This window comes from Streptomyces sp. NBC_00122 (genome assembly GCF_045160845.1).
GTDB lineage: Bacteria > Actinomycetota > Actinomycetes > Streptomycetales > Streptomycetaceae > Streptomyces.
On the sequence record NZ_CP108191.1, the window covers coordinates 4,544,942 to 4,567,667 of the forward strand.

The window sequence follows — 22,726 nt, forward strand, 5'->3', positions numbered from 1 at the left end:
CGGCGCCTTCCGGCCACCGCCCAGCTCGCACACCGCCGAACAGTCGTACGCCGGTCAGCCGATCTTCTGCGAAGACGCCGGCGGGTTGAGGAAGGCCAGGCGGGCCGGCTTGGCCGGGAGGTAGACCTCGGGCAGGTCGATCTCCGGGAGTTCGACCTCCGGGCCGAGTGTGAAACCGGTGCGCTCCAGGAGGGCGACCGCCTTGGCGTTGCGGGCGTCCGGCTCGGCGACCAGGCGCCGGGCGCCGCCGTCGGAGAACAGGTAGGCGATGAAGGCGGTCATCAGGCCCGCGGTGAAGCCGTGCTGGGCCACGCCCCCGCTGGGGCCGATCAGCAGGTGCACGCCGACGTCCCCGGGCTGGACCTCGTAGCACTCGCTGACCCGGTCCTCGGCGCAGTCGTACGTCTGGAACAGTGCGACCTGCTCGCCGTCGCGCGCGATCATGAACGCGTGGTGGGTGGTGCGGCGGTCGACGTCCTCGTAGATCTCCTGGACCAGCTCGCGGCTGGCCTCGCCCATGCCCCAGAAGCGGGCGCGCTCCTGCGTGACCCAGCTGTGGATGAGGGCGGAGTCGGCGGCCGGGTCGACCGGCGTGATCGTGACCGTGCCGAAGTCTTCGACGAGGCGGGTGTACACAGGCTGCCGGGTGGAGGCGGAGGTGGACGCGGAGGTGGAGGCGGCGCTCATATCGATTCCTTGGTGAGCCGGGACCAGTCGGTGACGACCGGGACGAGTTCGCACCGCGCCCACAGCGGGAGCTGGTCGCGGTGGTGGGGTGAGCCGGTGACGCCGTCCGCGCCGAGCGGGACCGCCCAGAGGCTGTCCTCGCGGCGGGCCAGGTCCCAGACGTAACGGGCCGCCGAGGCGCGGGCGGTGAGGTCGGTGAAGCCGGGGACGGAGGAGGCGGCGTTCACACAGTCGTGGTCGCCGCCGAGGCCGGGCCACCGTGCCTCGGGGTCCGGCAGCGCCGACCAGGGGGAGAGGCGGTGGACCTCCGCCCACGGGGTGTCGGGCGCACCGGTCGCGGCCGTTTCCTCCAAGGCGGCGCGGACGTGCGCGACGCGGTCGAGGCCCGGGAGGAGCGAGGTGGTGAGCAGGCCTTCGAGGGCGTAGCCGACCCGGGGGACCAGGTACAGCCAGGGGTGGAACACCTCCGGGCCGGTGGGGGCGCCTGCCAGGTCCGCGAAGACGGGATCGGCGGCGAGACGGCGTACGACCGCGGTCCGCAAGGCCGAGAAGACGGTGGCGTCGGTGCTGTCGGCCGCCATGTGCCGGTCCCAGGCCAGCAGCCGGGTGCGCAGGGCCTGCGCCGCGGGGGACAGGTCGTCGAGCGCGGGCAGCAGGGCGAGGAGCGGTTCGGCGGAGGCGAGGTGCGTGTCCGCGTGTACGTCGGCCATCGCCTTCGGGGACCAGTCCCTGGAGCCGCTGAGCAGCTCGCGGATGCGGTTGGCGCGGTGCGGGGGCGCGAACTCCACGCCGAGCGGGGAGGCGATCCCGCGGGCGTTCGCCATGACGGCGAAGCCCTGCACGGGCTCGGCGGGGGTCGGGGCCCAGTCCTGCCAGACGTACCGCTGGTCCCACGCGGGCACGGGGCGCAGCCGGTTGGCGGGATCGCGCAGTGGCACGGCGCCCGCGACGCGGTGCAGCAGGCCGCCCGCCGAGTCGGCGGCGTGGACGACGTTGACCGGCTCGGCCCAGCCGTCGAGGGCGCGGTCGATGTCGGCGACGGTGCGGGCGCGCAGCAGGGCGGGGAGGGCGGCGAAGCCGAGGTCGCGGCGGACGCGGGGCGGGTAGCGCAGCGAGAGGGTCTCCTCGCCCTCGCGGACGACGACCGGGCCGCGGGCGGTCTCCAGCACCTCGACCTCGATGTCCGCGCCGCCGGCAACGGTGACGGTCTCGGTGTGGCGGGCGACGGCCTCCCAGCCGCCGTCCGGGCCGAGGGCCTCCAGGGTGGGGCCCTCCCCGCGCAGCCGCTCGGTGTACAGGTCCTGGTAGTCGGCCATCGCGTTGGTGATGGCCCAGGCGGCGGTGCCGCTGTGCCCGAAGTGGGCGAGGCCCGGTACGCCGGGGACGGCCAGGCCGAGGACGTCGTACTCCGGGCAGGAGATGCGCATCTGCTGGTAGACGCCCGGGTCCTCGATGAATCGGTGCGGGTCGCCCGCGATGATCGCCGCGCCGGTGGCGGTGCGGTCGCCCGGCACCAGCCAGCCGTTGCTGCCGGCGGTGCCGGGGCCGTCGGTGGCGAAGAGGGTGACCGCCTCCTCGCCCAGGGCGCGGGCCACGCGCTCGCGCCACAGCTTGGTGGCGAAGCCGGCGAACAGGATGTGGGTGGCGGTCCAGACGGCGAGCGGAACCCACGGCTCCCAGGGGGTGGGGGTGAGGCCGGTGCGGGCGAAGCGCTCGTCGCGGGCGGCGCCGGCGGTCAGCCCGTCGTTGACGCCGTCGACGTAGGCGCCGACCCAGGCGGCGGTCTCCGGGTCGAGGGCCGCGTGGCAGCGGCGGGCGGTGTCGTCGATGCGGCACTGGCGGGCGAACGTGTCCCAGGCCGCGCTGTCCGCGCCGAGGAAGGAGGCGCTGGAGCCCTGGGCGCGGTGGCGTTCGACCTCCAGCTGCCAGGCACGGTCGAAGGCGGTGACGCGTCCCTGGGCGTAGGCGAGGCCGAGGGCGTCGGCGGCGCGGAGGTGGGGGATGCCCCAGGGGTCGCGGTAGACCTCGTACGTCCCGTACTCCCCGAACGCGCCGACGCTTTCGCCGCTCGCACTGCTCACGCTGCTCACACTCTTCCCCACGGTGCATTAGGTTAGGCTGCCCTAACTATAGGGGTGTCGGGGAAGGGTTCGTTCCCTGAGCCGCTCCGAGCCGCTCCGAGCCGCTCCGAGCCGGGCTCAGGCTCCGGTGGCGCCGTCGATCGCCTCGCGGAGCAGGTCGGCGTGGCCGTTGTGGCGCGCGTACTCGTGGATGAGGTGGAGCATGAGCAGGCGCAGCGAGGCCTCCTCCTTCCAGCTCGGCACGTACGCCGTCACGTCCAGGGATTCGGCGGCGGCCTCGATGCGGCGGGCATGGGCGACCTCCGCCTCCCAGGCGGCGAACACCTCGGTGCGGCCGGACCCGGAGGCGTCGTAGGCGGCCTGGAAGTCGTGGGTGTCCGACCACAGGTGGGGAAGGTCCTCACCGCTCAGGACGCGGCGGAACCAGTGCCGCTCGACCTCGGCCATGTGCCGCACCAGCCCCAGCAGGGACAGGGTGGACGGGGGCGACGAGGCGCGCCGAAGCTGCTCGTCGTCGAGACCTTCGCACTTCCAGGCGAGGGTGGCCCGGTGGTAGTCGAGGTAGGTCCGGAGCGTCTCGCGCTCGCGGCCGGTCAGAGGCGGGTCGATGCGTTCCATGCCGGTGATCATGCCCGCCGGGTACCGTCGCCCGGAAGCCCGTCGACGAGGCCGGACCGATCGGCGGGGCCGCTCTGCCCCCGCGTCCACACGTACGGCACCGTCACGCCCAGCACGCCGAACCCCAGCCGCTCCAGGATCGGGCGGCTGTCGGCGGAGGCGTCCACCTGGAGGTACGGGATCCCGCGCTCGGCCGCCACGCGGGCCCGGTGGGCGACCAGCAGCCGGTAGATGCCGCGGCCGCGCCACCCGGGGTCCGTGCCGCCGCCCCACAGCCCTGCGAACGGGGCACCCGGCGGCATCTCCATCCGGGCCGCGCTCACCGGGACGTCGCCCGCCATCGCCACGACGGCCTCGATGGTGTCCGGCTCGTGGCGCAGCAGGCTCAGCATCTGCTCCCGGATCTGCGGCCGCTCGGTTCCGAAGGCCCGCGTGTGGACGTCCATCATCAGGTCCACCCCCGCCTCGTCCGTCACCACCCGCAGGGTGACGCCCTGCGGCGGCTCCACCGGGAGCGCGGCGAGCTCCCGCGTCCGGCCGACCATCAGCGTCTCGGCCGGCTCCGGCACGAAGCCTGCCGCCCGCAGGCGTTGCCCCAGGTCCGCCGGCCGGTCGTAGTCGTAGAGCTTCCACTCGAACTCGGACGTCCCCAGCGCATCGAAGTACGCGACCTGCGCCGCGATCTCAGCGTCCGCCGTCCCCTCGTCGAGGTCCGACCAGAGCACGCCGTTCCAGCCGGCTCCGGGCACGGTCTGCCGTACGACCGCGCGGGCCCGTTCCACACGGGCCGACGCCGCGTCCGGCTGCGCGCCGCGGCGCATCCGGGCGTCGTACTCGGCCCGCACCCGGCGGAGTTCGTCATGATCCATCGTCGTCATCGGCCCAGCTCACCAGTGGCCGACCGGTCCCACAACTGCATTAACCTCACCCCGTGAACGACGACTCCACCATCTACACCGGCAAGGCCACCCCCGACGCCGCGGCCGACCGGGGCTGGCTCCTCGGCCACTTCAAAGACCCCGCCGACCCCCGTCACAGCGAGGACGTGGAGATCAAATGGGGTGTCCACCCGAAGGGCGACGAGCGGGAGCGCTGGGCGACCGCGGAGAAGCGGACCGCGCTGCTGGTACTGATCAGCGGCCGTTTCCGGCTGGAGTTCCCGGGGCGGACGGTCGTCCTCGCCGAGCAGGGGGACTACGTGCTCTGGGGGCGCGGCGTCGACCACTCCTGGTACGCGGAGGAGGACGCGGTGGTCCTCACCGTCCGGTGGCCCTCGATCCCCGGCTACCGGACCGACGAACCCGATGACCAGGGCCGCCCCGAGCCCTCCGGCCGGCCCGCTGGGTGACCGACGTCCCGCACTTCCCGGTTCCCCTGTGACGATGCACACGAAAGGGGCCAACGATCACGAAACGCTGAGATCGTCGAGGCGTAGACCATCTTGGCCGCACTTCCGGGGCGATCCCCCGAGCGGTCGGCCCGGCCTTCACGAGTTCAAGCGTTCTTTGCGACGGGCTGTCTCCCGGTAAAGATCCGAACCACCAGGGAGCACGTTTCCGTTGGCAGCACTCGCGCGTTGGTGCATGCGGCACCGACTCCTCGCCGTCATGATCTGGCTGCTCGCCCTCGGGGGGACCACGGCGGCCGCGGCGAGCGCCGGGTCCGCGTTCTCCAACGACTACGAGGTCCCCGGCACCGAGTCCGGCAGGGCGGGCGACCTCCTGCGGGAAGGCTTCCACGGCCAGGGCGGAGACACCGACACCATCGTGTGGCGGGCCCCGGAGCATCAGAGCGCCCGCACCCCGGACGTACGGCAGCGCATGACCCGGGCACTCGACGCCGTAGCCGCGCTCCCCGGCGTCGGATCGGTCGCAGGCCCCTACGGCCCCGGCCCCGACAGCGCCGCCCGGATCAGCCCCGACGGGCGCACCGCCTACGCCGTGGTGACCTTCGAGCGGCAGGCCGACGCCGTACCCAAGGCCCAGGCCCAGGCGGTCGTCGACGCGGCGAAGAACCCGGCCACCGAGGCCGACGGCCTCCAGGTCGAACTCGGCGGACGCGCCGTCGGGCTGACCGAGGCGCCCACCGCGCACCTCGCCGAGGTCATCGGTGTCGCCGTCGCGGCCCTGGTCCTCTTCCTCGCCTTCGGCTCGCTCGCCGCGAGCCTGCTGCCCATCGCGACCGCCCTGGTCAGCGTGGGCACCGCGTATTTCGGCATCACCCTGCTCGGCCACGCGATGCCGGTCGCCGACTTCGCCCCGATGCTCGGCACCCTCGTCGGCCTCGGCGTCGGCATCGACTACGCGCTGTTCATCGTCACCCGGCACCGCAAGGGCCTCGCGCGCGGACTCCCCGTCGAGGAGGCGGCCGAGAACGCCGTCGCCACCACCGGCCGGGCCGTCGTCTTCGCCGGAGCCACCGTCTGCATCGCGCTGCTCGGCATGCTGGTGCTGCGGCTCAACTTCCTCGACGGCGTCGCGATAGCCGCCTCCGTGACGGTGGTCCTCACGGTCGCCGCCTCGGTCACACTGCTGCCCGCTCTCCTCTCCTCCATCGGCACCCGAGCCCTCTCGCGCCGCGAGCGCCGCAGACTCGCCGCCGACGGTCCGCGGCCCGAACACACCACCGGCTTCGCCGCCCGCTGGTCCGCCTTCGTGGAACGGCACCCCAAACTGCTCGGCACCGTCGCCACCGCGGTCATGCTGGTGCTGGCACTGCCCACCCTCTTCCTCCACCTCGGCACGTCCGACCAGGGCAACAACCCGGCCGGCTCCACCACCCGACAGGCCTACGACCTGCTGGCCGAGGGTTTCGGGCCCGGCACGAACGGCCCGCTCGCCGTGGTCGCCCGCCTGGACGGAGCCGGCGACCGCCTCGCCGTCGAGCGCCTGGCCGAGGCGCTCCGTACGACGAAGGGCGTCGCCTCCACCGGCCCGGCCGTCCTCAACCGCAGCGGGGACACCGCCGTCCTCACCGTCGTACCGGACTCCGCCCCCCAGTCCCGGGCCACGAGCGACCTCGTCGACAGACTCCGCGAGGACGTCATCCCGCGCGCCGGGCACGGCAGCTCCATGCAGGTCCACGTCGGTGGCGTGACGGCCGGCTACGACGACTTCGCCGGGGTCATCGTCGGGAAACTGCCGCTCTTCGTCGGAGTGGTCATCACCCTCGGCTGCGTGCTGCTGCTGCTGGCCTTCCGGTCCATCGGCATCCCGCTCAAGGCGGCGCTCATGAACATCGCCGCGGTCGCCTCCTCCTTCGGAGTCGTCGTGGCGGTCTTCCAATGGGGCTGGGGCAGCGAGCTGCTCGGCCTGGGCAGCGCCGGGCCGATCGAACCCTTCCTGCCCGTGATCATGGTGTCCGTACTGTTCGGACTCTCGATGGACTACCAGGTCTTCCTCGTCAGCCGGATGTACGAGGAATGGCTGGAGACCGGTGACAACAAGCGGGCCGTCCGCGTGGGCCTCACAGAGACCAGCCGGGTCATCAACTCGGCCGCCGTCATCATGATCTCCGTCTTCCTGGCCTTCGTCCTCAGTGGCGACCGGATCATCGCGATGTTCGGCATCGCCCTCGCCGCGGCCGTGGCCCTCGACGCCTTCGTGCTGCGCACCCTCCTCGTCCCGGCCCTGATGCACATGCTCGGCGGCGCGAACTGGTGGCTGCCCGCCTGGCTCGACCGGCGGCTGCCCCGGATCAGCATCGAGCCCCCGGAACACCGCCCCCATGCGAAACTTCCGGCACAGCGGCCGAGCGATGACAGCGCGGAGCCGGCTGACTCCGTACCCGTGTCCCGCTGACCAGCCGTAAGGACTCCCCGCATGTTCGCGATAGACCTGGCCGAAGACGCCCAGCTCAAGCCGCTGGAGGTGTGGCACGCCGAGGAATTCCTCGCCCACATGGACCGTGGCCGCGAGTTCATCGGCCAGTACGTCGGCTTCCCCGACCGTGCCACCGACCTGGACTCGGCGCGCGAGCTGCTCCGTACGAACGCCGAGAAGGCCGCGAACGACGGCACCCGCTTCTTCGGCATCTGGGTCGAGGGCACGCTCGTCGGCGGCGTCCTCTACCCGGTCTTCGACGCCGCCGGCGGCAACTGCGAGGTCGGCTGCTGGCTGGAGCCCGCCGCCGCCGGACGCGGCCTGGTCACCGCCGCCTGCCGGGTGCTCATCGACTGGGCCTTCAACGGGCGCGGCATGCACCGCGTGGAGTGGCACGTCGCCACCGGGAACAAGAAGAGCATCGCGGTCGCCGAGCGCCTCGGCCTGACCCGCGAGGGCGTGATGCGCGAGAACCACCTGCACCGGGGCGCGCGCCAGAGCACCGAGATCTGGGCGGTCCTCGCCCACGAGTGGGCGGCGGCCCGTCCCTCCTGAACCCGGTCCGGGCCCCGCGGCCGCGGGGCCCGCCGCAATTCTCATGAACCTCTCAGACTCGCCGCTTACCGTGCCCCGCATGGACACCACGAAGACCCCCGCCCCGAACGCCTCCGAGGCGGACGCCACCCCCGCCGACCTCGAGAAGGCCGAGATCCCCCAGCCCGCCGAGGCCGAGGCCGACGCCGTACTCACCGACGCGGACCTGGACGACGACACGTTCGCCGAGGACGTGGCCGGGGACGAGCAGCCGAGCCACGTCGGATCCGCGGCCTCCGCGATCGTCGCCGCGGGTCTCTCCGTCGTCGCGCTCAGCGGCAGCTGGGTCGCCGGCATCGTGTCCGAGCGCAAGAGCATCACCGGCCGCCTGGAGCTGACCCAGGCCGCCGACGCCAACGCGCAGATCGCCGCCCAGTTCATCGGCCCGTGGCACTCCACCGCCCTGGTCAACGGCATCTTCGCCACTCTCGCCCTGATCATCGCCGTCTTCGTGCTGGCCCTGCCCGCCTTCGGCACCCCCGAGCGCACCCTCCCCGCCTGGGTCCGGTCCGTCTCCTGGGCGGCCATCGCGCTGGGCGCCCTCGGCATCCTGCTCTTCGTCCTCATGTACTTCGACCTCCTCCTCACCATCCCGAAGGCAGCCGCCTAGGCACCGCCTTAGGCCTCCTCGGCCCGGCTCACGAACCCTCCGCCCCGGACTAAGGCCCTGCGGCCCCGGCAGATGCGGCATGCGACCGATGTGCCGGTACCCCCTGGGACGCGAATCTTGGATCACACCGAACGAGGTGCCCGAGAAACGCCACCAGGGAGTACGAGATGTTCGAGTACGAGATCGCAGCCGCCCGCAACGCCGACCTCATCCGCGAGGCCGACGCGTACCGCCTGGTGCGGGAGGCCGAGAAGGCGCGCCGTGCCTCCTCACGAAGCCAGGAACCCGAAAGGGCGGTGAGGGAGCACCGGAGCCGCTTCGCCCGCACCGCGTGACCCGCGCCGACCGCGTGAACTGACACGTGATGAGAAGCGCAGGGATAACGAGTGCCGCCGCCAGGGACGTCTGTGCGATGCTCGGCGACGTGGAGACCAGATCTGTCAGCCCGGTGTTCGTCGGCCGCGCCGACGAACTGGCCGTACTCACCGACGCATTGACCCGCGCCGCCAGCCGTGAGCCGCAGGCGATGCTCATCGGGGGCGAGGCCGGGGTCGGCAAGACCCGCCTCACCGAGGAGTTCCTCGGCGAAGCGGCCCGCCGCGGCGCCGTGGTCGCCGTCGGAGGCTGTATGGAGATCGGGGCGGAGGGGCTTCCCTTCGCCCCGTTCTCGACGGCCCTGCGCACCCTGCACCGGCAGCTCCCCGAGGAGCTCGCCGCCGCAGCCGCGGGCCAGGAGGACGAACTCGCCCGGATCCTGCCCGAACTCGGCGACACCCCGCGCGGCCCGCACGACGAGGAAAGCACCGCCCGGCTCTTCGAGCTGACCGCCCGGATGCTGGAGCGGCTCGCCGCCGACCGCACCGTCGTCCTCGTCCTGGAGGACCTGCACTGGGCGGACACCTCCACACGCCACCTGCTCTCCTACCTCTTCCGCACTCTGTCCAGCGGCCGCCTCGTCGTCGTCGCCACCTACCGCGCGGACGACGTCCACCGCCGCCACCCGCTGCGGCCCCTCCTCGCCGAACTGGACCGGCTCCGCACGGTCCGGCGCATCGAGCTGCCCCGCTTCAACCGGGCCGAGGTGCGCCGCCAGCTCGCCGGCATCCTCGCCTCGCAGCCCGACGAGGACTTCGTGGACTCCGTCTTCGACCGCTCCGACGGCAACGCCTTCTTCGTCGAGGAACTCGTCGCCTCCCGGGCGAGCGGCTGCCGTGCCGGACTCACCGAATCCCTGCGCGACCTGCTCCTCGTACGTGTCGAGGTCCTCCCCGAACGGGCCCAGGGCGTCGTGCGCATGGTCGCCGAGGGCGGCTCCACCGTCGAGTACCCGCTCCTGCGCGCCGTCGCCGGGCTCAGCGAGGACGAGCTCATCGAAGCTCTCCGGGCCGCCGTCGGTGCCAACATCCTGCTCGCCACCACCGACGGGGACGGTTACCGCTTCCGCCACTCGCTGGTGCGCGAGGCCGTGAGCGACGACCTGCTGCCCGGCGAGCGCTCCCGCGTCAACCGCCGCTACGCCGAGGCCCTGGAGGCCGACGAGTCCCTGATCCGCGCCGAGGAGCGGGTCATCCGGCTCGCCAGCTACTGGTACCACGCGAACGACGCGTCCAAGGCGCTGCCCGCCGCGCTCGCCGCCTCCGTGGCCGCCCGCCGCCGACACGCCTACTCCGAGCAGCTGCGCCTGCTGGAACGGGCGATGGACCTGTGGGAGAGCGCCCCGGAGGACGTCCGCGAGGCGCTTCGCCCGGCGGACTACACCGATGTGTACCCTCCGTGCGGCTGCGACCCGGCCACCACCCCGCTGCAGCGGCTCGACCTGCTGGCCGAGGCGACCGTCGCAGCCCGCTACGGCGGGGAGCGGGAACGCGCCCTGAAGTTCTGCAAGACGGCCGTGCGCATGCTGGACGACGGCCACGACCCGCTGCGGGCCGCCTGGTTCTGGACCGAACGCTCCCGGCTGGTCGCGAGCCTCGGCCGGGGCGACGGCTGGGACGAGATCGCCAAGGCCCAGGAGCTCGTACAGGGGCTGCCCCCGTCCCAGGTGCATGCCGAGGTCCTGGTCCGGGCCGCGGGCTGGGGCATGCTCCACGACCCCGGCCCCGGCAACATCGACGCCGCCGAACGCGCCGTCGAATACGCGCGGATGGTCGGAGCCGAAGACATCGAGCTCAATGCCCGGATCACCGTCGGCAGCCTGATCACCGACGCCGGCGACCCCGAAGCCGGTCTCGCCGAGATGCACTCGGTCAGGGAACGGGCCACGGAACTCGGCCTCGCCGTGCTCGCGGGTCGTGCACATATCAACCTCGCCTCTCAGTTGGAAGGTCTGGGCCGGTCCCGTGAAGCCGTGGAACTGGCTGAACTGGGCGCTGAACTGGTCCGCAAGTCCCGGCTGCTGGACTCCGAGGCCTGGGTCAGCGGCAACATGTCGGAGAGCCTCTACAGCCTCGGCCGCTGGGACGAGGCCGCCGAGGCGGCCCGGCGCACGCTGCTCGTCGGGCAGAGCGCTGCCCCACGCGGCGCCGCCGCCACCCAGCTCGCCCATCTGGCACTGGCCCGCGGTGAATTGACCGAGGCCGCCCAGCAGCTCACCGCCGCCCACGCCCACTTCGGCACCCACGCCATCCAGCCCCAGCACCGGATACCGCTGTACCGTCTCGCGATCGGTGTCGCCGCGGGGGAGAGCCGGATCGCCGACGTCCGGGCCGAGACGGCCGCCGCCGTCGCCTACGGATTCCCGCTCGGGCAGCACCGCTACGGCTGGCCGCTGCTCCTCGCCTCCGCCACCGCGGAGGCGGACTCCCGGGGATTCCCGGCCGCCGACGCCGACCGGGAATCCGCCCTGGGCGTGTTGCGCAAGGCCGCCCGCAACCTGCCCGCCCCGGCCCCCGTGTGGTGCGCCCACGCCGAGTACCTCCGGGCCGAACTGCTGCGGGCCGAGGCCCGGGACACCGTGGCCGACTGGAGCGCCGTGGAGGAGGCCGTCCGCCCGCTGGAGCGCCCGTACCTGCTGGCCCGGGCCCGCCACCGGCTCGCCGAGGCCCTGCTGGCCGCCGGCGCCGACCGCGAGCGAGCCGCCGCCCTGCTGCGCGAGGCCCACGCCACCGCCGACGGGCTCGGCTCACGCCGGCTGCGTGAGGACCTGGCCCTGCTCGCACAGCGCGCCCGGCTTCCGCTGTCCACCGCGGACACACCCCAGGTCCCGCAGGTACCCCGGGCCGACCCCGTGGAGGAGCTGGGCCTGACCAGCCGCGAGCGCGAGGTACTGCGCCTGGTCGCGGCCGGCAGCACCAACCGCAAGATCGCCGAGGAGCTGTTCATCTCCCCGAAGACGGCGAGCGTGCACGTCTCGAACATCCTGGCGAAGCTGGGCGTCGCCGGCCGCGGCGAGGCGGCCGCCCTCGCCCACCGGCTGCGCCTCTTTACACCTGCCGGGCCGGCCGCTCCTCCGCCGGAGGCCGCTCGTCGAGGCGTATGAGCACGTGGCCGGACTCCAGGTCTATCGGCCCCCGTCCCGGGTCCCCGTCACCGACGTCGACCCGGGACAGCTCCAGCCGCTTCTTCTCGTCGTCCGTGTGCCCCCGTCCCGGGTTGAAAAGCTCCTCGATCATGTTGAACACCGCGTCCACCGTGCCTTCCGTCCCCCACGGGGGCCAAAGCCCTGTCCGGGCCGGCTATCGCACTGTCAGTGTCAGGATCCTGTCGTCGCCCGCTTCCGGCGATCCGCGCCCGTCCGTCTCGCTCGTGACCAGCAGCAGTCTGTCCCCGCCGAGAGCCAGCACCGTGCGCAGCCGCCCGTACTTCCCCTCCAGGAACGCTTCGGGCTCCGCCGCGAGTTCCGCACCGGCCAGCGGGATCCGCCACAGCCGGCTGCCCTTCAGCCCGGCCATCCACACCGACCCCTCGGCCCAGGCGATCCCGCTCGGGGAGGCCTCGTCGGTCTTCCACACGGCCACCGGATCCCGCATCCCCGGTCTGCCGGCCTTCCCCTCGGCCTCCGGCCAGCCGTAGTTGGCGCCGGGCTCGATCAGATTCAGCTCGTCCCAGGTGTTCTGGCCGAACTCGGCCGCCCACAGCCGTTTGTCCTTGTCCCACGCGAGGCCCTGCACATTGCGGTGCCCGTAGGAGTAGACGACCGAATCGGCCTCGGGATTGCCGTGCACCGGATCCCCGTCCGGCGTCATCCGCAGGATCTTGCCGCCCAGCGATCTCCTGTCCTGCGCCAGCCCCTTGTCACCGGTCTCGCCCGTTCCCGCGTAGAGCATCTTGTCCGGGCCGAAGGCGATCCGGCCGCCGTTGTGGACGAGGCCCTTGGGAATGCCCCGGAACACCGTGTCCGGGGAGCCCAGTTGCTGCCCGGCAGGTCTCTGCTCGTCATAACGCAGCCGTGCGATGCGGTTGTCGGACTCCGTCGTGAAGTACGCGTAGACCAACCGGTCCGAGGCGAAGGACGGCGACAGGGCGAGACCCAGCAGCCCGCCCTCCCCGCCCGGAGCCACCCCCGGCACCTTGCCGATCTGCGTCACCGCGCCCGTGTCCGCCGCGACCCTGCTGATCGTCCCCTTGTCCCGCGAGGCGACCAGCAGGTCCCCGCCGGGCAGCGGGGCCACACCCCACGGGGACTCCAGGCCCTTTGCGACCTCACCGGTCACCGTCACCGAGCCCTTGGCCGGCGGGCCCGAGGCCTGCGGAGAGGCGGACGGGCTCCCCGACGGGCCGGGTGATCCGGGGCCGGTCGCGGCCTTGCCCGGTGGAGAGCTGCCCGCCGCCGAGCCCGGGCCGCCCGCCGGCGAGCATCCCGTGACCAGCAGGGCGCCGCACCCCGCCAGCGCGAGGGCCGCCAGCACGCCCTGACGCCGAGCGCCCGGGCCCCCGAACCCCGCCTGCCGCCCGCGAGAACTTCCGTATCGCATCGCCCTGCTCCCTTCCCGGTGCTCCGATCCTGCCCCTTCACCCGTCTCAACAGCCGCAGAGGTTCCCGAAGTTCCACCACTCGTACACCCGATCGAGTGGTTGTGGGCGAGGCCCCGTCCCCGTCAGTCCCAGGCTCCCACGGCGACCGGAAGGGACGCGATCTCCGCGAGGTCCCCGGCCGTGAGCCGCACCTCCGCGGCCCGCGCGTTCTCCGCCGCCCACCGTGCCCGGTCCGCCCCCGGCACCGGCACCACCTGCGGCCCCTGCGCCAGCACCCACGCCAGCGCCACCTGCGCGACCGTGACCTCGGGCCCGTGCCGTCCCGCCACCCGCCGCAGCCCCGCCACCAGCCCCTGGTTCGACGCCATCGCGTGCGCCGTGAACCGCGGATGCCGGGCCCGCACGTCCTCCGACTCGAAACCCTCGCCCGGGGTGAGCGTCCCCGTCAGGAATCCGCTGCCCAGCGGCATCGCCGCCAGGAAACCCACCCCGCGCGCCGCGCACCACGGCAGGAGCTGCCACGCCGCCTCCGGCGACCACACCGAGAGCTCCGCCTGCACCGCGCTCACCGGGAACACCTGCTGCGCCCGCTCCAGGTGCCGCACGGTCGTGGCGTACGCCCGGTCCCCGCGCCGCCCGGCCCCCGGCCCGGCGCCCGCCCCCAGCGCGCAGAACCCGAGCGCCCGCACCTTCCCCGCGCCCACCAACTCCGCCATCGCACCCCAGGTCTCCTCCACCGGCACCTCCGGATCCACCCGGTGCAGCTGGTAGAGGTCTATGACATCGGTCCGCAGCCGCCGCAGCGAGGCGTCGCAGGCCCGCCGCAGATAGCCGGGCCGGCCGTCGGCCACCACGTGCTGGTCGCCCGCCCGCAGCCCGACCTTGGCCGAGACGAACGCCTCGGAGCGCCGGTCCCGCAGCACCCGCCCCAGCAGCAGCTCATTGGTGAACGGTCCGTACACATCGGCGGTGTCCAGCAGGTTCGACCCCAGGTCCAGCGCCGTGTGCACCGCCGCCACCGACTCCTGCCCCCGCCGCCGCGAAGGCGCGTACGCCCAGCTCATCGGCATGCAGCCGAGTCCGACCGCGCCCACCGCCAGTGCTCCCGCCCCGATCGACCTGCGCTCCACCCGTGCGTCCCCCTCCCCCGCTCCCGGTCCCGCCGCTCCCGGTCCCGCAATCAAACTAACGGCTTGATCGCGATGGCTTGGCATAGCCTCGTGATCATGACTGCAAAGACCTGGGACGTCTGGCTCCCCTTCCCCGCCGCGGAGATCGAGGGCCTGCCCGACTCCTTCCGATACCGCGTGTGGGACGGCGAGGACGACTTCCCCGCCGATCCGGCCGACTGCGTCTTCTACGTGGCCCCGTACATGAAGCCCCCCGCGGTCACCGTGCGCCCGCTGGCCTCGATGTCCGCCGTCCAGGTCGTCCAGACCCTGACCGCCGGCATCGACGATCTCGTCGGGGAGCCGGGGGGCCTCGGCAGCCTGCGTCCCGGCGTACGGCTGTGCAACGCCGTCGGGGTCCACACGGCCAGCACCGCCGAACTCGCCCTCACCCTCGTCCTCACCTCCCTGCGGGGCATCCCCGGCATGGTCCGGAGCCAGGACCGCGAGGAGTGGAGGGCCGGCTTCTACGGCGCCCTCGCCGACAAGTCCGTCCTGATCGTCGGCTACGGAGCGATCGGCTCGGCCGTCGAGGACCGGCTCGTGCCCTTCGAGTGCGGGCCGGTCGACCGCGTCGCGCGCTCGGCACGCACCGCGCCGCGCGGCCCCGTCCACGCCCTGGCCGACCTGCCCGAACTCCTGCCGCGGGCCGACGTGGTGATCCTCACCATGCCGCTCACCGAATCCACCCGCGGCCTGGCCGGAGCCGAGTTCCTGAGCCGCATGAAGGACGGCGCCCTGCTCGTGAACGTCGCGCGCGGCCCCGTCGTCGACACCAAGTCCCTGCTGGCGGAGGTGGATTCGGGCCGGCTGCGGGCGGCGCTGGACGTCACCGACCCGGAACCGCTGCCCGCGGGCCACCCGCTCTGGCATGCTCCGAATGTCCTGATCACGCCCCATGTGGGCGGCAGCAGCTCGGCCTTCGAGCCGCGGGCCAAGCGCATGGTGGCGCGCCAGCTGACCCGGTTCGCCGCCGGGGAGTCCGTGGAACACACGGTGCTGATCACCGAGTGACGCGAGCGAGCACGCTCCGCAGTCGTCCGGATGCGTTCAGCAGGACCAACTCCCTTGATGGTAACGCAGCGTAGAGAAGGTATGTCCCTGAGTGACGAAAGTGGTGTATCGTCCGGAAGAAGGGGCTGCGCCACGAACGTCTGGCGCTGGGGAGTGATCGGACACTTTGGGGGGCGACGGGCGATGTACGGCCAATGGACAAAGGATCCGACACGGCACAGCCGCCGGAGGCGACGATGGGGTGCGTCGGAAGCAGCTCGCGAGGGGGACCGGTGAGTGCCCAGGGGGCGGCGCTCCTGAACCGCCCGTCCCTTTCGGGCGGAGGCAAGGGCCTGGCCATGCAGCTGCTCCTCGCGGTGGTCAGCGGCGGGTACGCCGTCGGCGCCGCCCTCAACTGGGGGTCGGAGGAAGTCGCCGAGATCATGGGTGACTTCGGGCTCAGCGCCGCCGGATTACTCGCGGCGGTCTCCTGCTACTCCTACGCGCGGGCGATCGACAGCCGTGAACGGCCCGCCTGGCTGCTCTTCGCCTTCTCCTCCCTCATGGGTGCCGGCGGCAACGCGGTCTGGGGCTGGTACGAGGTGATCCTCGGCCAGGAGGTACCGAAGCCTTCGCTCGCCGACTTCGCCTTCCTCTGCTTCGCCCCGCCGGCCATCGTGGGCCTCCTCGTCCTCGCCAAACGCCCGGTCACCCGCGCCGGCTGGGTGTGCCTCGGGCTCGACTCCTGGCTCATCGGCGGCTCCCTGCTCACCCTCTCCTGGAGCCTGGCGCTGGCCCACGCGGCGCGGACCGCCCAGTCCGGCGCCCCCGGCAGCGTGCCGCGCGCCGCGCTCTCCCTCGCCTACCCGCTCCTGGACATCGCGCTCGTCTCGATGGTCCTGGTCCTGCACTTCCGGCGGTCCGAGACCAACCGCTCCGCCGTCAACACCGCCATCGCCGCGCTCGCCCTCACCGTGCTCAGCGACGCCCTGTTCACCTCACCGCTGCTGAGCGCGGAGTACCGGTCCGGACAACTGCTCGACGCCGGCTGGTTCGCGGGCTCGCTGCTCCTCGCGTACGCGCCCTGGGGCGCCCGGCGCCTCCACCCGGGCCCGGAGCCCGTCGGCCACCCGCGCGCGGAGCGCCCGCACAGCCGCCCCATCACCGGCTCGCTGCCCGCCCTCACCCCGTACCTCGCGGCCGCCGTGTGCACCCTGGGCATCCTCTACAACGTCGTGGACGGCCGGAAGGTCGACCGGATCGTAGTCTTCACCGGCTGCACGGTCGTCCTCGCCCTCGTCATCCGCCAGGGCATCATGCTCCTCGACAACATCGCGCTGACCCAGGAACTGGCCCAGAAGGAGAACCACTTCCGCTCCCTGGTCCAGGGTTCCAGCGACGTCATCATGATCGCCGCGCCCACCGGGACCCTGCACTACGTGAGCCCCGCCGCCGCCGGGGTCTACGGCCGCGAGGCGGAGGAGCTGGTCGGCACCGAGCTCGCCGCCCTGATCCACCCCGACGACCTCGGCAAGGTGGTCCACGAGGTGCGCCGCTTCCTCGCCGCGCCCCCGGCCGAGGAGCCCACCACCCGCATCGAATGCCGGTTCAAGTCGGGCGACGGCGAATGGCTCAACGTGGAGTCCACCGTCAACCGGCACCAGGGCGGGCTCATCCTCAATAGCCGGGACGTCACCGAGCGGGTCCGCCTCCAGGCCCAGCTCCAGCACAGCGCCGAGCACGATCCGCTGACCGACCTGCCCAACCGGGCCCTGTTCACCCGGCGGGTCCGCCAGGCCCTCACCGGCCGGCGCGCGGGCGACCACAGCACCGCCGTGCTCTTCATCGACCTCGACGGCTTCAAGGCGGTCAACGACACCATCGGCCACCAGGCCGGCGACGAGCTGCTCAGCGAGGCCGCGCGCAGACTCCAGGACTCGGTCCGGGCCGGGGACACCGCGGCCCGCCTCGGCGGCGACGAGTTCGCCGCGCTGATCCTCGGCGACGGCAGCCGGGACCGCAGCGCCCGCGAATACCAGGCGCGCGAGATCGCCGACCGGCTGCGCACCACCCTCTCCCAGGCGTACCGGATCGGCGGCAGCGAGGTACGGGTCTCCGCCAGCATCGGCGTGGCCTTCGCCGACCCCGGAATCACCCCTTCGGACCTGATGCGCAACGCGGATCTCGCGATGTACCGGGCCAAGGCGGGCGGCAAGGACCGCGTCGAGATGTACGCCCCGCAGATGCAGGCCGAGGTCGTCCGGAAGGCCGAGCTGGCGGGCCGGCTGCGGACCGCACTGCACGAGGGCGAGTTCGCGCTGCTGCACCAGCCCGTCGTCTCACTGGCCACCGGCGAGGTCTCCGCCGTGGTCGCACAGGCCCGCTGGCGTTCGACCCAGGGCATCCTCTTCACCCCGGCGGAGTTCCTCCGTGTGGCGGAGTACAGCGAGGGGTCCGCGGCCGCCGCCGGCAAGGACGCGTCGCGGACCGCCGAGCTGGGGCGCTGGCTGCTGGAGCAGGCCGTGGAGCAGGCCGCCGACCGCCACCGGGCCGGGCACGGCGTCCCCGTGGCCGTCCGGATGACCGCCCAGCGGCTCCTCGACCGGGCCATGCCGCTGGGCACCGTGGAGGCCCTGCTGACCAGGCACGGACTGCCCTCCGGTGCTCTGGTCCTGGAGCTGGCCGTTTCCGATCCCAGAGTGCCCTTCGACGACCTGGAGCGCCGCCTGACGGGCCTGAACCGGCTCGGGGTGGGAATCGCGCTGGACGGCTTCGGGAGCGGCTACGCGGCGATCAGCGCCCTGCGCCGCCTTCCGGTGGACATGCTCAAGCTGGACCGCGGGCTGGTGGAGGGTGTGGTCGAGTCCTCGCGGCTCCACAAGATCACCGCAGGTCTCTTGCGGATCGCAAACGACCTGGGCATGCAATCGGTGGCCGACGGGGTGGACCTGCCCGAACAGGTGATGGCGCTGCGCGCCATGGGGTGCACCCACGGCCAGGGAATGGCCTTCTCCGGGCCACTCGACGAATACCGGCTGCGGCGCGCGCTCGTGCGCGGTAGTTTCCCAGTACCGGGTGGCGCGGTGCAGCCCGCCCTGGCCGGTGGTTCGCCGGGGGGATCGATGGCCATCCATAGGGGCTCACATAATGAGACGCCCGTCCCACCTACTTGACATCACCCTCCCGCCAGAGGGAGGGTCAATGCCATGCGCACCCGAATTCTCGTACTTGGAAAGCGCGTCGGCTGAAGCCGGGACCAGCATGTCCCCGCTCAACACACCCGACGCGCTCCCCTCGCTTGCCTCCCGGCACGAGGGGTTTTTTGTTGCACTGGCACAGAGTCGAATCCGCGTAAAACCCTCAGCTTCGAGAAGAGAATGCCGATGACCGAGCAGGCCACCGGGGCCCACCATCCGCAGCCGCGGCCCCGTTCCGGCGGACAGCAGTCCACCGCAGTTGAGCACGTCACGGGCGCGCAGTCCCTCATCCGCTCTCTCGAAGAGGTGGGGTGCGACACCGTCTTCGGGATTCCGGGAGGTGCCATCCTCCCCGCGTACGACCCGATGATGGACTCGAAGAAGGTCCGTCACATCCTGGTCCGCCACGAGCAGGGGGCCGGCCACGCCGCCACCGGCTACGCGCAGGCCACCGGCAAGGTCGGCGTCTGCATGGCCACGTCCGGTCCCGGCGCCACGAACCTGGTCACCCCGATCGCCGACGCGCACATGGACTCCGTCCCGCTGGTCGCGATCACCGGCCAGGTCTCCTCCAAGGCGATCGGCACCGACGCCTTCCAGGAGGCGGACATCGTCGGCATCACGATGCCGATCACCAAGCACAACTTCCTGGTCACCAAGGCCGAGGACATCCCGCGGACGATCGCCGAGGCCTTCCACATCGCCTCCACCGGCCGCCCCGGCCCGGTCCTGGTCGACATCGCCAAGGACGCCCTGCAGGCGAAGACCACCTTCTCGTGGCCGCCCTCCCAGGACCTCCCCGGTTACCGGCCGGTCACCAAGCCGCACGCCAAGCAGATCCGCGAGGCCGCCAAGCTCATCTGCCAGGCCAAGCGCCCGGTGCTGTACGTCGGCGGCGGCGTCATGAAGTCCGGCGCGACCGCCGAGCTGAAGGTCCTCGCCGAGCTGACCGGCGTCCCGGTCGCGACCACCCTGATGGCGCTCGGCTCCTTCCCCGACAGTCACCCGCTGCACGTCGGCATGCCGGGCATGCACGGCTCGGTCACCGGCGTCACCGCGCTGCAGAAGTCGGACCTGCTGATCGCCCTCGGCACCCGCTTCGACGACCGCGTCACCGGCAAGCTGGACAGCTTCGCGCCCTTCGCCAAGATCATCCACGCGGACATCGACCCGGCCGAGATCGGCAAGAACCGCGAGGTCGACGTCCCGATCGTGGGCGACGCCCGCGAGGTCATCGCCGACCTGATCCAGGCCGTCCAGGCCGAGCACACCGAGGGCAACGCGGGCGACTACACCGCCTGGTGGAACGACCTCAACCGCTGGCGCGACACCTACCCGCTGGGCTACGACCTGCCCGCGGACGGCAGCCTCTCGCCCCAGCAGGTCATCGAGCGGATCGGCGCGCTCGCACCGAAGAGCACGATCTTCGCGGCCGGCGTCGGCCAGCACCAGATGTGGGCCTCGCACTTCGTCAAGTACGAGGAGCCCCGCACCTGGCTGAACTCCGGCGGCGCCGGAACCATGGGCTACGCGGTCCCGGCCGCGATGGGTGCCAAGGTCGGCATGCCCGAGCGCACGGTCTGGGCGATCGACGGCGACGGCTGCTTCCAGATGACCAATCAGGAGCTGGTCACCTGCGCGCTGAACAACATCCCGATCAAGGTCGCGATCATCAACAACGGTGCGCTGGGCATGGTCCGCCAGTGGCAGACCCTGTTCTACAACCAGCGCTACTCGAACACCGTCCTCCACGCGGACGAGACCGGCCACGACACCGTCGGCTCCCAGCTCGGCGAGTCGACCGCCCCCCGCAAGGGCACCCGCGTCCCGGACTTCGTCAAGCTGTCCGAGGCCATGGGCTGCGTCGCCCTGCGCTGCGAGGACCCGGCCGACCTCGACAAGGTCATCGCCGAGGCCAACGCGATCAACGACCGTACGGTGGTCATCGACTTCATCGTCCACGAGGACGCCATGGTGTGGCCGATGGTCGCCGCCGGCACCTCCAACGACGAGGTCATGGCAGCCCGGGGCGTCCGTCCCGACTTCGGCGACAACGAAGACGACTGAGCCGAGAGAGCCGAGAGAGAGAACGCCTCACATGTCCAAGCACACGCTCTCCGTCCTGGTCGAGAACACGCCCGGCATCCTCGCCCGGATCGCCGCGCTGTTCTCCCGCCGCGGGTTCAACATCGACTCCCTGGCGGTCGGTGTCACGGAGCACCCCGACATCTCCCGCATCACCATCGTCGTGAACGTCGAGGACCTCCCGCTGGAGCAGGTGACCAAGCAGCTCAACAAGCTGGTCAACGTCCTCAAGATCGTCGAGCTGGAGTCGCACAACGCGATCGAGCGCGAACTCGTCCTGGTGAAGGTCCGCGCCGACAACGAGACCCGGTCGCAGATCGTCGAGATCGTCCAGCTGTTCCGCGCCAAGACGGTCGACGTCTCCCCGGAGGCCGTCACCATCGAGGCCACCGGCGGCACCGACAAGCTCGGCGCGATGCTCAAGATGCTGGAGCCCTTCGGGATCAAGGAGCTCGTGCAGTCCGGCACGATCGCCATAGGGCGTGGCGGACGGTCCATCACGGACCGCAGCCTGCGGGCGCTCGACCGCAGCGCCTGACGGCCCGACAGGCCCGGTGCCCGACACGCCGGACCTGCCTGACGCGCCCGCGACGTCGGACGCAACAGACACGCAAGACACGTCGGACACGCTCAAGCTCGCATGGCGAGACCGACAGACTCAGATTCCGTTCCCCGCCGTACGGTGGGTGCAACACCAGCGCACCAAGGAGATATCCCAGTGGCCGAGCTGTTCTACGAGAACGACGCCGACCTGTCCATCATCCAGGGCCGCAAGGTCGCGGTCATCGGTTACGGCAGCCAGGGCCACGCCCACGCGCTGTCGCTCCGTGACTCCGGCGTCGACGTCGTCGTCGGCCTCAAGGAGGGCTCCAGCTCCAAGGCCAAGGCCGAGGAGCAGGGCCTGAAGGTCGTCCCCGTGGCCGAGGCCGCCGAGTGGGCGAACGTCATCATGATCCTGACCCCGGACCCGCTCCAGGCCGAGATCTACGAGGAGTCCATCAAGGACCACCTGAAGGAGGGCGACGCGCTCTTCTTCGGTCACGGCTTCAACGTCCGCTACGGCTTCATCAAGCCCCCCACCAACGTGGACGTCGCCCTCGTCGCCCCGAAGGGCCCGGGCCACCTGGTCCGCCGCCAGTACGAGGAGGGCCGCGGCGTTCCGTGCATCGCGGCCGTCGAGCAGGACGCCACCGGCAAGGCCTTCGACCTGGCGCTCTCGTACGCGGCCGGCATCGGCGGCACCCGCGCCGGCGTCATCAAGACCACCTTCACCGAGGAGACCGAGACCGACCTGTTCGGTGAGCAGGCCGTCCTCTGCGGTGGCGCCTCCGCCCTCGTCAAGGCCGGTTTCGAGACCCTGACCGAGGCCGGCTACCAGCCCGAGATCGCGTACTTCGAGTGCCTGCACGAGCTGAAGCTCATCGTGGACCTCATGTACGAGGGCGGCCTGGAGAAGATGCGCTGGTCGGTCTCCGAGACCGCCGAGTGGGGCGACTACATCACCGGCCCCCGCGTCATCACCGACGCCACCAAGGCCGAGATGAAGAAGGTCCTGGAGGAGATCCAGAGCGGCAAGTTCGCCGAGGAGTGGATGGCCGAGTACAAAGCCGGTCTGCCGAAGTACAACGAGTACAAGAAGGCCGACTCGGAGCACCTGCTGGAGACCACCGGCAAGAAGCTGCGCAAGCTGATGAGCTGGGTCGACAGCGACGAGAGCTGATCTCGTGGCGGCGGGGCCGGGACGCGCCGTCCCGGCCCTGCCGCACAGCACGGACGGCCGGGGAGGCCGGACACGCGGCATCTGCGGTCCCGCCTTGTCCACCCCGGCCAACCACGGAAGGGTGATCCTTCCGTACAGGCGGAAATCCGGCCCGCCGGCGCCACTACACTGCTCAACACATACGCGTCAGGCCCACAGTGTCGTGCGTCTTCCACGCGGCTACCCCCTCCACCGCCT

18 protein-coding genes are annotated in these 22,726 nt (G+C 72.0%); 11 read left to right on the top strand and 7 right to left on the bottom strand.

From position 1 onward, the window contains the following. Window positions 1-54: 54 nt before the first annotated feature. From OG737_RS21700 to OG737_RS21715, 4 genes are all read right to left on the bottom strand, one after another. Complete coding sequence (locus OG737_RS21700; RefSeq protein WP_405921873.1) at window positions 55-687, bottom strand: GNAT family N-acetyltransferase; 633 nt, start codon at window positions 685-687, stop codon at window positions 55-57. After that, window positions 684-2,768 (bottom strand): penicillin acylase family protein, encoded by a 2,085-nt coding sequence (locus OG737_RS21705; RefSeq protein ID WP_405921874.1) that lies wholly within the window; start codon window positions 2,766-2,768, stop codon window positions 684-686. The genes OG737_RS21700 and OG737_RS21705 overlap by 4 nt, the downstream gene beginning before the upstream one ends. Window positions 2,769-2,885: 117 nt before the next feature. Beyond that, on the bottom strand, window positions 2,886-3,386 hold the full coding sequence (locus OG737_RS21710) for a DinB family protein (protein ID WP_405678423.1): 501 nt from the start codon (window positions 3,384-3,386) through the stop codon (window positions 2,886-2,888). An 8-nt stretch (window positions 3,387-3,394) separates the two neighbouring features. Then, window positions 3,395-4,255, bottom strand: a complete 861-nt coding sequence (locus OG737_RS21715) for a GNAT family N-acetyltransferase (RefSeq protein ID WP_405681348.1) — start codon at window positions 4,253-4,255, stop codon at window positions 3,395-3,397. A 62-nt stretch (window positions 4,256-4,317) separates the two neighbouring features. Between OG737_RS21715 and OG737_RS21720 the strand changes: the two genes are divergently transcribed. From OG737_RS21720 to OG737_RS21745, 6 genes are all read left to right on the top strand, one after another. Then, window positions 4,318-4,734 carry a signal peptidase I gene (locus OG737_RS21720; RefSeq protein ID WP_328927799.1) on the top strand — a complete coding sequence of 139 codons (417 nt, stop codon included), beginning with the start codon at window positions 4,318-4,320 and terminating at the stop codon, window positions 4,732-4,734. A 211-nt stretch (window positions 4,735-4,945) separates the two neighbouring features. Beyond that, complete coding sequence (locus OG737_RS21725) at window positions 4,946-7,186, top strand: MMPL family transporter (protein ID WP_328927800.1); 2,241 nt, start codon at window positions 4,946-4,948, stop codon at window positions 7,184-7,186. 21 nt (window positions 7,187-7,207) lie between these two features. Continuing rightward, window positions 7,208-7,762 carry a GNAT family protein gene (locus OG737_RS21730; RefSeq protein WP_328927801.1) on the top strand — a complete coding sequence of 185 codons (555 nt, stop codon included), beginning with the start codon at window positions 7,208-7,210 and terminating at the stop codon, window positions 7,760-7,762. 79 nt (window positions 7,763-7,841) lie between these two features. Continuing rightward, complete coding sequence (locus tag OG737_RS21735; RefSeq protein ID WP_405678418.1) at window positions 7,842-8,411, top strand: hypothetical protein; 570 nt, start codon at window positions 7,842-7,844, stop codon at window positions 8,409-8,411. A 167-nt stretch (window positions 8,412-8,578) separates the two neighbouring features. Next, window positions 8,579-8,746, top strand: coding sequence for a hypothetical protein (locus OG737_RS21740; RefSeq protein ID WP_328927803.1), 168 nt, complete (start codon window positions 8,579-8,581; stop codon window positions 8,744-8,746). A gap of 77 nt (window positions 8,747-8,823) precedes the next feature. Continuing rightward, a complete protein-coding gene (locus OG737_RS21745; protein ID WP_405678416.1) occupies window positions 8,824-11,889 on the top strand; it encodes an AAA family ATPase in 3,066 nt (1,021 codons plus the stop codon). Here the strand turns inward: OG737_RS21745 and OG737_RS21750 are convergent. From OG737_RS21750 to OG737_RS21760, 3 genes are all read right to left on the bottom strand, one after another. After that, complete coding sequence (locus tag OG737_RS21750; protein ID WP_405681347.1) at window positions 11,834-12,031, bottom strand: DUF6191 domain-containing protein; 198 nt, start codon at window positions 12,029-12,031, stop codon at window positions 11,834-11,836. The two genes, OG737_RS21745 and OG737_RS21750, sit on opposite strands and share 56 nt — an antisense overlap. Window positions 12,032-12,085: 54 nt before the next feature. Next, entirely contained in the window at window positions 12,086-13,324 is a 1,239-nt protein-coding gene (locus OG737_RS21755; protein ID WP_405678414.1) for a PQQ-dependent sugar dehydrogenase, read from the bottom strand. Window positions 13,325-13,447: 123 nt separating this feature from the next. Beyond that, complete coding sequence (locus tag OG737_RS21760; RefSeq protein ID WP_328927807.1) at window positions 13,448-14,455, bottom strand: aldo/keto reductase; 1,008 nt, start codon at window positions 14,453-14,455, stop codon at window positions 13,448-13,450. A 96-nt stretch (window positions 14,456-14,551) separates the two neighbouring features. Here OG737_RS21760 and OG737_RS21765 point away from each other — a divergent pair, with 96 nt between their 5' ends. The 5 genes from OG737_RS21765 to ilvC all read left to right on the top strand — a co-directional run bounded on the left by OG737_RS21765 (window position 14,552) and on the right by ilvC (window position 22,489). Then, window positions 14,552-15,508, top strand: a complete 957-nt coding sequence (locus OG737_RS21765; RefSeq protein ID WP_328927808.1) for a 2-hydroxyacid dehydrogenase — start codon at window positions 14,552-14,554, stop codon at window positions 15,506-15,508. 272 nt (window positions 15,509-15,780) lie between these two features. Beyond that, a complete protein-coding gene (locus OG737_RS21770) occupies window positions 15,781-18,660 on the top strand; it encodes a putative bifunctional diguanylate cyclase/phosphodiesterase (RefSeq protein WP_405678411.1) in 2,880 nt (959 codons plus the stop codon). A 204-nt stretch (window positions 18,661-18,864) separates the two neighbouring features. Further along, a complete protein-coding gene (locus OG737_RS21775; RefSeq protein ID WP_328927809.1) occupies window positions 18,865-20,751 on the top strand; it encodes an acetolactate synthase large subunit in 1,887 nt (628 codons plus the stop codon). A gap of 31 nt (window positions 20,752-20,782) precedes the next feature. Then, window positions 20,783-21,307 carry an acetolactate synthase small subunit gene (gene ilvN, locus OG737_RS21780; RefSeq protein WP_267824446.1) on the top strand — a complete coding sequence of 175 codons (525 nt, stop codon included), beginning with the start codon at window positions 20,783-20,785 and terminating at the stop codon, window positions 21,305-21,307. 180 nt (window positions 21,308-21,487) lie between these two features. Continuing rightward, on the top strand, window positions 21,488-22,489 hold the full coding sequence (ilvC, locus tag OG737_RS21785) for a ketol-acid reductoisomerase (protein WP_328927810.1): 1,002 nt from the start codon (window positions 21,488-21,490) through the stop codon (window positions 22,487-22,489). Window positions 22,490-22,726: the final 237 nt, after the last annotated feature.